This is a genomic window from Streptomyces sp. YGL11-2 (assembly GCF_050054615.1).
In the GTDB taxonomy this organism is placed as follows: domain Bacteria; phylum Actinomycetota; class Actinomycetes; order Streptomycetales; family Streptomycetaceae; genus Streptomyces.
In genome coordinates, this window is sequence record NZ_JBNHIN010000026.1 from 103,700 (window position 1) to 112,774 (window position 9,075).

At 68.8% G+C, this 9,075-nt stretch carries 13 protein-coding genes and 1 pseudogene; 4 read left to right on the forward strand and 10 right to left on the reverse strand.

Annotated elements, in window-relative coordinates; genetic code table 11:
* Window positions 1-30: 30 nt before the first annotated feature.
* The gene (locus tag ACO1BR_RS26880; protein WP_426797673.1) at window positions 31-159 is read right to left on the reverse strand and encodes a hypothetical protein; all 129 of its coding nucleotides are present in this window, start codon (window positions 157-159) and stop codon (window positions 31-33) included.
* 5 nt (window positions 160-164) lie between these two features.
* Between ACO1BR_RS26880 and ACO1BR_RS26885 the strand changes: the two genes are divergently transcribed.
* Together ACO1BR_RS26885 and ACO1BR_RS26890 are read left to right on the forward strand one after the other, a co-directional pair.
* Window positions 165-749, forward strand: a complete 585-nt coding sequence (locus tag ACO1BR_RS26885; RefSeq protein WP_426797674.1) for a DinB family protein — start codon at window positions 165-167, stop codon at window positions 747-749.
* Window positions 750-794: 45 nt separating this feature from the next.
* A pseudogene (locus tag ACO1BR_RS26890) lies at window positions 795-1,613 on the forward strand (IS5 family transposase).
* A gap of 96 nt (window positions 1,614-1,709) precedes the next feature.
* Here the strand turns inward: ACO1BR_RS26890 and ACO1BR_RS26895 are convergent.
* From ACO1BR_RS26895 to ACO1BR_RS26925, 7 genes are all read right to left on the reverse strand, one after another.
* On the reverse strand, window positions 1,710-2,150 hold the full coding sequence (locus tag ACO1BR_RS26895) for a pyridoxamine 5'-phosphate oxidase family protein (RefSeq protein ID WP_426797675.1): 441 nt from the start codon (window positions 2,148-2,150) through the stop codon (window positions 1,710-1,712).
* Window positions 2,147-2,659 carry a hypothetical protein gene (locus ACO1BR_RS26900; RefSeq protein WP_426797676.1) on the reverse strand — a complete coding sequence of 171 codons (513 nt, stop codon included), beginning with the start codon at window positions 2,657-2,659 and terminating at the stop codon, window positions 2,147-2,149. Before ACO1BR_RS26900 ends, ACO1BR_RS26895 begins: the two co-directional genes overlap by 4 nt.
* Before the next feature lie 42 nt (window positions 2,660-2,701).
* Window positions 2,702-2,881 carry a DUF6126 family protein gene (locus tag ACO1BR_RS26905; RefSeq protein ID WP_426797677.1) on the reverse strand — a complete coding sequence of 60 codons (180 nt, stop codon included), beginning with the start codon at window positions 2,879-2,881 and terminating at the stop codon, window positions 2,702-2,704.
* 25 nt (window positions 2,882-2,906) lie between these two features.
* A complete protein-coding gene (locus ACO1BR_RS26910; protein ID WP_426797678.1) occupies window positions 2,907-3,086 on the reverse strand; it encodes a hypothetical protein in 180 nt (59 codons plus the stop codon).
* Complete coding sequence (locus ACO1BR_RS26915) at window positions 3,083-3,472, reverse strand: ATP-binding protein (RefSeq protein WP_426797679.1); 390 nt, start codon at window positions 3,470-3,472, stop codon at window positions 3,083-3,085. The genes ACO1BR_RS26910 and ACO1BR_RS26915 overlap by 4 nt, the downstream gene beginning before the upstream one ends.
* 95 nt (window positions 3,473-3,567) lie before the next feature.
* Window positions 3,568-3,921: an ArsR/SmtB family transcription factor gene (locus ACO1BR_RS26920; RefSeq protein ID WP_426797698.1), complete on the reverse strand. Its 354-nt coding sequence runs from the start codon at window positions 3,919-3,921 to the stop codon at window positions 3,568-3,570.
* A 5-nt stretch (window positions 3,922-3,926) separates the two neighbouring features.
* The gene (locus ACO1BR_RS26925; protein WP_426797699.1) at window positions 3,927-4,133 is read right to left on the reverse strand and encodes a hypothetical protein; all 207 of its coding nucleotides are present in this window, start codon (window positions 4,131-4,133) and stop codon (window positions 3,927-3,929) included.
* A 353-nt stretch (window positions 4,134-4,486) separates the two neighbouring features.
* On the opposite strand from ACO1BR_RS26925, the gene ACO1BR_RS26930 reads away from it, so the two are divergent.
* The gene (locus tag ACO1BR_RS26930; protein ID WP_426797680.1) at window positions 4,487-4,894 is read left to right on the forward strand and encodes a hypothetical protein; all 408 of its coding nucleotides are present in this window, start codon (window positions 4,487-4,489) and stop codon (window positions 4,892-4,894) included.
* 117 nt (window positions 4,895-5,011) lie between these two features.
* On the opposite strand, the gene ACO1BR_RS26935 is transcribed toward ACO1BR_RS26930, so the two are convergent.
* Both ACO1BR_RS26935 and ACO1BR_RS26940 read right to left on the reverse strand, forming a co-directional pair.
* Entirely contained in the window at window positions 5,012-5,893 is an 882-nt protein-coding gene (locus tag ACO1BR_RS26935; protein WP_426797681.1) for a beta-propeller fold lactonase family protein, read from the reverse strand.
* Window positions 5,894-7,047: 1,154 nt separating this feature from the next.
* Window positions 7,048-7,779 carry a YcxB family protein gene (locus ACO1BR_RS26940; RefSeq protein ID WP_426797682.1) on the reverse strand — a complete coding sequence of 244 codons (732 nt, stop codon included), beginning with the start codon at window positions 7,777-7,779 and terminating at the stop codon, window positions 7,048-7,050.
* Between the two features lie 557 nt (window positions 7,780-8,336).
* Between ACO1BR_RS26940 and ACO1BR_RS26945 the strand changes: the two genes are divergently transcribed.
* Window positions 8,337-8,768 (forward strand): hypothetical protein, encoded by a 432-nt coding sequence (locus ACO1BR_RS26945; RefSeq protein ID WP_426797683.1) that lies wholly within the window; start codon window positions 8,337-8,339, stop codon window positions 8,766-8,768.
* Window positions 8,769-9,075: the final 307 nt, after the last annotated feature.

Genomic DNA, 9,075 nt, shown 5'->3' on the forward strand with positions numbered 1-9,075 from the left:
TAAGCTTGTCCTGCCTTCTAAGAGGTTGTCTCACGTGGCAAGTTTCGCGAGCTTCTTGTAGCAGGTCAGGGCGGCGTCCATGGCCAGGCATTGGCTCTGCCAGTCGTTGCGGACCACGTACGGGATCTTGAGACCACGAGCAGCCCATGGCAGGCTCATGCCACATGATCGATGAATTCGCCAAAGAGGACCTGCACGGGAGACTGCGGCGGGACCGCAAGGCGCTGCTCTGGAAACTCGACGGCTTGTCCGAATACGACGCCCGCCGACCTTTGACAGCGACCGGGACCAACCTCCTCGGCCTGGTCAAACACGTGGCCACCATCGAGGCCAGGTACTTCGGCGAGGTCTTCGACCGGCCTTCCCCGGAACCGCTGCCCCAGTGGCAGGACTACAACGGCAGTGATCTGTGGGCGACCGAGGACGAGACCCGCGATCAGATCATCGGGTTCTACCGGCGCACGTGGGAACACTCGGACGCGACGATCAACGAGCTTCCCCTCAACGCCCCCGGCCACGTGCCGTGGTGGCCGGAGCCTTATCCCAACGCGAACCTGTTCGCCATCATGGTCCATGTCCTCGGCGAGTCCAACCGGCATGCCGGGCACGCCGATATCCTGCGCGAGGGCCTCGACGGCCGGACCGGGGTGCGCCCCGAACACGAGAAGCAGATCGACGAGGAAGCCCGTGCAGCCTACTGCGCGAAGATCGAGCAGGCCGCCAGGTCGGCCGCACCAATCAAGGCGTAGAGGTTGTCTCACGTGACGTGATGTTCGTGCGGCACGATGCCGGTCGTGGGTGCTGATCTATCGAAGCGGCTGGTTCCTGATGAACTCTCGGAGCTGGCCGCCCCGTTGCTGCCGTCGTTCGCTGCTCGTCCGCAAGGTGGTGGGACCGCTCCGTGTGACGAGCGGACCGTGTGCACGGCAGTGGTGTACGCGCTGACCAGCGGCTGTGCCTGGCGGCATCTGCCACCGACGTTCGGCACGTCGCCCGCCACCGCGCATCGCCGCTTCACGGTATGGACCGAGGCCGGCCTGTGTCGTCGGCTGCACCGGGCCGTGCTGGACGAACTCGGGGCCCGGGGCGAGGTGGACTGGACCTCGGCGATCGTCGACGCGGCCTCCGTCCGCGCCAAAAGGAGGGATCGCTGACCGGGCCGAACCCGGTCGATCGCGGCAAGAAGGGCAGCAAGCTGCACGTGCTGTCCGATGCCCAGGGCATCCCGCTCGCCGTCGCCGTGTCCGGCGCGAACATGCACGACAGCCTTGCCCTCAAGCCGCTCCTCCGCGGCATACCCGCCGTCCGGTCCCGCCGGGGACCACGGCGGCGCCGACCCGTCAAACTCCGCGCGGACAAGGCGTACTTCTCCGACGAACACCTGGCCTGGCTGCGCCAGCGCGGGCTCGTCGCGCGCATCGCGCGGCCCGGCATCGAGTCCGGCGAACGCCTCGGTCGGCACCGCTGGAAGATCGAACGGTCGATCGCCCGGCTCTTCGGCTACCGCCGCCTCACCCGTCCGATACGAACGAAAGGGCTCGCACTTCCTCGCCTTCCTCGGCCTGGCCGCCGCCCTAACCTGCTACAAGAAGTTCGCGAAACTTGCCACGTGAGACACCCTCTCTAAACGAGGGTCTGAGCTGGTTATTCGTAAGATCGGCGAGCCCAGGGGTTCCCGGCGTGGCTGTGAGCTTGTCGCCGCTGGATCGCTATGTCGGCGCGGGGCCGGTGCGGACCAGTTGGTAGCCGGTGACGATGTCAGGGTTGATGCGCACGACCTGGTCCGCGCTGCTGCCGCCGTCGGCCCAATGAGTCAACAGGACCCGGTACCGGGCCAGTTCGGCGGGGGCGCGCACCACGCTCGCCGTACCGGTGACGGTCACGCTCCAGCCGGTTCGGGTGACCGGGTCGAGCGCGTCGGCCTCATACGCGACAACACCGAAGACCGACGTCGATCCCACCAGGGAGGCGTCCTGATGGGTGCGGATCACCACTCGGCCATCGTCGATGAGGTGATTGACCGGACGGATGGCGGGCAGCGCGTGATGGGAGAAGACCACACGCCCCACCGTGACCCCGGCCAGCAACTCCAAGCACTCCGCACACGAGAGCTCGACCCTGCGCACAGAGCCGGTCGGCGCGGCGTTCACGAGGACTCGCTGGGGAAGGCAAGGGGCTGCGTGCTGCCACGTATGCAGTCGCGAGCCCGGAGAGTGTCGGTTGCGATGCCCTGGCTGCGGGCGTAGGCGATCAAGTGTGCTGCGGCGTCCTGGTCGCGGGGCGCCGAGCCGTCTCGGACCACCAGCAGATGACGGCTGGAGCAGACAAGGCGCTCATCGGCGTTCCTACATGCGCTCCGGTCCGCCGGGTCGTAAGGAACCAAGCGCACATGCGCGGCCAGGAACAGCAGCTCACCGGCCGCCGCCCGGTCGGGGCCCGGGAGCAGCGCCGGCACGGAGCCCTGCGAGGGCAGCACGACCACCAGCGGCAGCCCGGCCTTGCGCGCCGCCCGCCCGGCCACGACCGGCAGGCCCCGACCGGCCCGTATCAGGACCATCGACCCCGGCCCGGCCAGACGTTTCAGCCTGCCGCTCAACTCGGCCTCCAGCGGCTTCAGCACCTGCGGCGTGAGATCCGCATGACCCACGACAGCGATCACCGTCCTCCGCCTCCCCTTCTCCCGTACGGCCAGGACCGTCGCCTACTTGCCGGCGTGACTGCCCAGATAGAACAGCAGCGCCATGAACCCCAGCAGGAGATGGCTGCCGGCGATGTAGAGGAACACCCGCAAGGACGCCCCCCGCTCCTTCCGCTCCTCGGACATCCCACCGCCGAAGGACGGTTCGGGTATCGACTGGCCGTTGGCCTGGTCATCAGGCATAGCTGCTCTCCTGAGGTATCGGATATCAGGGCTCGGTGATCCAGTGACGGGGTGTATGCGGACCGGCAGCCCCGTCGATCCGGCCCACTTTGACCAGCATGGTGATCTCGTCGAGGTGCACCTCAGGCGAGGGGCAGTCGTCGTCGGCACGCAGGTACGTGATCTCACAGCGCCGGACCCAGGGTTTCTTTCCACCATGGTTCACCGGGCATCAGCATCGGGGATCAAGAAGCGGGCCAGGACGTCCTTGCTGTGGCCGGCCCAGTCAGGTTCGACCGTGAGCGTGCCGCCGAACCGCGCGGTCAGCTCGGCAACGGTCCGCAGCCCTGCACCCACCGCATCGCCCTCCACGTTCGGGATCCGAGGGTCTCGATCAGCCACGCCGATCACGAGCTGCCCGGCGCCGACCGTGACCCCGACATCCGCCGTGGGCGACCGGTCCGCGGCGTGGCGCAGCACATTGGCCACCAGCTCGCTGACCACCAGCAGCGCCGCGTCCGAAAGAAACGACTTCGGGGCGATACCGAACTCGGCGAGCTTCGCCTCCGCCTCCCGCCGGGCCATGCGCACCGCACCGGGCCGGACGGGCACGGTGAACACATGCCGCCGTACCTGCGGCAACGTGTGCTCACAGGCAGCGGTAGGCGAGATCTCCTGCCTTCGCGGCAGGAAGCGACCCGCCCACCTCACGACGCACCCTCCCGCACACCCGCGCCGGACTCCCTCAGCTGGGCGAGCAGGTCTTGCTGCCCGGCCAGCAACTCCACGAGGATCCGCCGCGCCGCCCCCAGCAGCTCCGCCACATCCCCACCCGCCAGCTCGTAGACCACGGTCGAGCCGCCCCGCGTCGCGGTCACGATCCCCGCCCGGCGCAACACCGCCAGCTGCTGCGAAAGGCTGGACGGCTCGATCTCGATCGCCGCCAGCAGGTCGCGCACCGGCATCGCCCCGTCCTGCAGCAACTCCAGCACCCGGATACGCACCGGATGCCCCAGCATCCGGAACAACTCCGCCTTCGCCTGATACAGCGGAACCTGCATCCCGTTCATGCCACGCTCCCGTTCTCACCCTCCGAAGCGACACCGGGATCCACGCCCAGGCCGCGCGCTATCCGCAGTGCGTCGTCCAGCTCGTCCTCGGCCACGGCCACCGCGTACGCGTCCTCGGCCTCGCACGCCTCCGCGACCGCGGCCCGCGCCCGACGCACCCGCTCCAGCACTGCTTCGGCGAAGCCGCCCACCCAAACCTCCACACGCAACGGTTCACTGCTACGACAACTAGCGAATTGAAGAACTCTGCAAGTCTAGGCCGCGGTACCCGCGCGCGGGGCGCATCTGCGTACCTCTTCGCAACGGAAGTCGACACGGGCACCGCTTGCAGATCTTCAGGAGTGCCGTGACGACCTGATCGCCGTTCTCGACGACGGCCGAACCCGGCCCCCTGACGGCCAACTGCCGCCCACACCATGAAAAGGCAGCCGGCGTCAGTAGAGCGTCACCTACCGCTACACCGACAGGGCAGCGCGCTGGCGGCACCAGCGGATGGAAATCGCAAGATCAAACTGCACAGATCAGACCGACGCCGCCCACCGCGTTCTTCATCGCCGTGGTCGACCTCCTCCTGGGCCTGGAGGCTCAGCTCACCTGCGCACGGGCGGGTGTCGCCATCGGAGTTCTCTGCTCGCGGCTGGTCTTCAGACGGCAGAGGTACGCGCTGGTGGCCGCCCTCGCACTGGTGATGGTCACGCTCTTCGTCAAGGGCTTGCCGCTGGTCAACCGGCTCTTCAACCTGACGGCGACGACATCCGACTCGGCGAAGCTGCTGGCTCCCGTCGGCGGCACGCTCAACGATCGCCGCCGTGATCCTGGCCGGGTTCACGGCTGTCACGCAGTACATCGTCTCCCACAAGGAGTGAAGCTTTTGCAGACTGCCTGGGAGCAGCCGCACCACGCCGCTGACCGTTCATCCACGGCGGATGTCGGGGTCACGGTGGGCGTGGGGCGCAATTCGTAGGCCACAGGGATGGCGGCCGGGCCGGGTGAGCTGGGCGGCGAGGTTTCCGGCGTGGTGGGCGGCGGTGATTCGTCGCAGGGTGGGAATAGACCGCAGCGCCCTGGAGCAATATCAGGTTCAGCGGGGGGTGATGGCGATGCCTTCGGGTTCGTGTGCGGTCGGCAGGGTGGCTCGGACGCGCTGGGCGAGGGGGTCGATGACCGAGACGGTGTCGGATTGTTCGTTGGTCACCCACACCCGCCGGCCGTCCGGGGTGACCGCGACACCTTCCGGCTGGACACCGACAGGGACGTGGCCGATGACGCGGCGAGTGACGGCGTCGATGATCAGCAGGCAGTTCCGGGCCGAATCGACGACGTAAAGGCGTCGGCCGTCGGGGCTGACCGCGATGCCCAGCGGCGCCTGACCGCCTGGCAGGGTGGCCACCACGGTGTCGCTGCGGGTGTCGATGACCGATACGGTGCCGGAACCGGTGTTGGAGACGTACACCCGGTTGCCGGAGCGCGACGAAGTGATCCCGCTGGGGAAGTCGCCCACCGGGATGTCCCGAACCGGTTGCCCGTGCGTGTCGAGCACGGTCACCGTGCCACCGCCGTTGTCGCTGACGTAGGCGCGTCTGTCTGGCAGTGTGGCGATGCTGTGGGGCAGCGGCCCCACGCGCACGGTGGCGATCAGGTGGCAGGCTGGGTAGCTGAGGATCGAGACCGAGTCCGAGCTGAAGTTGGCCACCAGCACATAGCGGCCGTCGCGGGTTGGCATCGCCGCGAAGGGCCGGTGGCGGACCGGCAGCGTGGCCGTGACCAGCCGGTTGCCGGTGTTGATGACGGAGACGGTGTCACTACGCCCGTTGGCGACGTAGACCGCGTCCCCGTCCGGATTCGCTCCCACCCCGGTGGGGCCGCGGCCCACCGCAACGGCGCCGACCTTGCGTTCCAGGCGGGTGTCATAGACCTGGACGATCCCCGCGCCGCTGTTGGCCACATAGGCGCTGACGCGCATGGGATAGCGTGCCGCGTGCCGATGCCCCGGGTGTGGCGGTGCGCCGGAGGCGGCCAGTACGCAGGGCAGTAGCAGGACGGTGGCCGAACACCAACAGAGACGACGGCGACGGCGGGACCGTTGCGGGGGGCTCGGACGATGTCGGCCCGACGCCTTCCTGGCGGGGCGTCGGGCAGGGGTAGGGGGTCTATGGAAGGTGATCTCTCCTGGGTCAGTGGCGGTCATGCCGTTCACAAGACCAGGCATATGCGGCTCGCGCATGCCCGCGACCGGCCAGTCGGCCCACGCCCGTGCCCTGGGAGAATGAACCGCCCTCAGTACCGGCGGTACTCGAACTCTGGGAGCTGCCAGGGACGGACCTTGCCAGCCCCTGGCAGCCGGTGCCGGTGATCTCGGTTCAACGGGGTCGGTAGATCGACGTGATGAAGGACGCGGCCACCTGCAAAGGGGTGTCCAAGCCAGCGATTCTGCTGTGCAGCTCAGCGGGATCGATGTGGTGCGCAGTCGGGCTCATGGCGACCACATTGGCGATGTCCTGGGCGGTGAGGGTGAGGAGGTACGCGCGCTGCTCGGTGCGTTCGCACCGGAAGTGAGCCCGTGCCCTTCAAGCAGGCTCGATCGGGCATGAGTACCGGGATCGTCCTCGACTTCCTCCTGCCACCTGGCCGCCTCGGACCACTGGGCATCGGTCGGGCAATACCACTGCTATGGGCTGCTGCTGGTGGTGGTCACGGCCGCTCCCTTTGTACGGGCCCGGCGTTGCGTGAAGGTGTCCAGGAGGCGGCTGAAGTTGCGGCAGCTGCCGCCGTCGCAGACCAGGAACCCGGCCGCCCCCGAGCCCCGAACGCCTCGGCGAACTCCGCGTTCGCGAACAGCTCGCCCAGCTCGTCACGGACCCGCATAGCCAACGGGTACGGGCCCCGCGCCGCCACCGCCCGCGCCACCTGCGCGGTCAGCTCCGGCACTGGCGGCCACGGCCTCGGTTGCAACAACATCCCACACCCCCGCCCGCGACTGGGAACACCAAGACGGCCGCTGATGTCCAAGGCAACGAGCGATCGGTGACACGGTTCTTACCGCCCTGCTGACTGCGGGGCTTCTGCGGCCCGCCGCAGGGAGATGATTTCCGGGCCCGCTTGGAGACCGTGGCCCGCTCAGAAGTCGTAGCAGACGTAGGCGCCCTCGGGCCCGCGGGCGATCCGGTCCGAGCCCCAGCAGCGGAGCATCGGCTCAACGCGGTGCAGGGCGGCGCCACCGGCCAGCAGGACAAGGGCGGCGAGCATGGCGGTCACGATCCGCATGGCCGTCATCCGCCGGACGAGCCACCAAGCCCCGGCGACCGCAAGCGCCCCCAGCCCCAGCATGACGGCCGATATCGGGGTGGTGTTGTTCTGGATCCCGGGAAAGCGGTCCGGGTGCGCGGCGTGTTGGACGGCGGCGAAGGCGAAGAAGAACAGCAGCAGCCCCAGCAGCAACAGTCCGACGGAGCCGACCCCGCGGCCGATGGCCCGGCCCCTGCTCCGCGGGCTTCCGGGCGCCTGGGCGTCGTCCGCGCGCACGAGCCGCCGGTCGAGGACCGCCCGCAGCCGGTCCACCTCCTCCGGGTCCGCCACGGCCCGCTTGGGCAGGACGGCGAAGCCGACGGCGGACTTGTCGGCGCTGAGAAGCACGAACAGCTCAGGCGTTTCGACATAGCGTGAGTAGAGGTGCCAGTCGTGGCTGGCCGAGCTGTGCGCGGTGGTGAGCCGGACCCCGGTGTCGTCGACCGTCCCGCGGATGTCCCCCTGCCGTTCGGCGAGCCGGTGGAGGCGGCGCGCCTGCAACCACGGCGCCGCAGTCATGAAGGCGACAAAGACCACCACCCCCGCATACAGGACAGGGGCCATGGTGTGTCCCGGTGGCCGGAGCCAGCCGCCGACAGCAGGGCGCCGATGGTCGTGACCGCCACCATCCAGACCAGCGCCCCGCGCTGAAAGCGTCCCGCGCCGGTGCTCCTCGCGCGTGCCCGCAGCGCGGGCGACAATTCGCCGACGGTCGGCCGGTAGGCCAGCTCCACCGGTCTCTCGGCGACCGCGTCCGTTTCCCGGCCCTCGGCCATGTCCCCTCCCCGGTTCGGTGATCAACCGGATCGTAGAGGCTTTCTCAACCGCTGGCTCCAGGACTTCCGTGACCTTCCGGCCAAGGCCGCTATGAGCGGCGCGCACTCCGGCCCATCGGGTTAGGGCCGTTGGAGTGAAGCGCCTGCCCCTGCCACGGCCGGTCGATGTCCTGCCCCGCTCAGGGGGCGCAGGACGGTTCCCCGACAGCCATTCGTTCGCGAAGGCCGTGAATCCGGCGAATCCGGCGCGTCATCGAATGCCTGCGGCATATTTCGCATTAGTCTCATGTGACTGTACGAAGCCCCTATATCACGGATTGTATCCGTTCGACCACCGGAGAAGAAATGCGCAAGCTTCAGAACGCTGCCGTTGTGGCCGTCGTCCTCGGCAGTTTCGGCTTCCTCGGCGCCGGCACCGCGTACGCCCACGGCGAGAAGGAAGGCGGGAGGGGCGGCACCGACTTCGAGATCAGGCAGGGCAGCCAGTGCCGGTCGCACGACACGAACGTCGACGTCCTCGGCGAGGTCGGGATCCTCAACGGCCTGCTGGGCAACGCGATCGGCGGCGAGGGCTCCCCGGGTGCGCAGGCCACCTCGATGGGCTCCCGCATGGGCTGCGACAACAGCGCCGACGTCATGGGAGACAAGCGAGGCGGCGAAGACAGGAGCGGAGGCTCCGAGGGCAGGGAAGGCAAGGAAGGCAGGGGAGACAGGGGAGGCGACGAAGGCAAGGCCGGAGGCTCGGAGGGCAGAGAAGGCAAGGGAGGCGGGGAGTGACACCGGGGCCCGACTTCCGCGCCACAGTCCGGGCCGGGACCCTTTTGGACTCTCCAGGCTCAGGCCGCGGGACTCCGCTCGACCTGCGGTCGGAATGAATGGCCGCTGGCCGGGCTTCTCGGGGAAGCCCGGCCTACAACGTGGTGCGTTCTACGGACATCCGGTTTCAGGGTCAGGGAACTGACGACACGTCGATGACGACGGCGCCGTTGCCGCCGACGTTTCCGGCCCCGCCGTTGTCCCCGGCACTACCAGCAGACCCGTTGGCGGCGGAAGTACCTCCGCTGGTGGGGGCGGCGCCACCAAC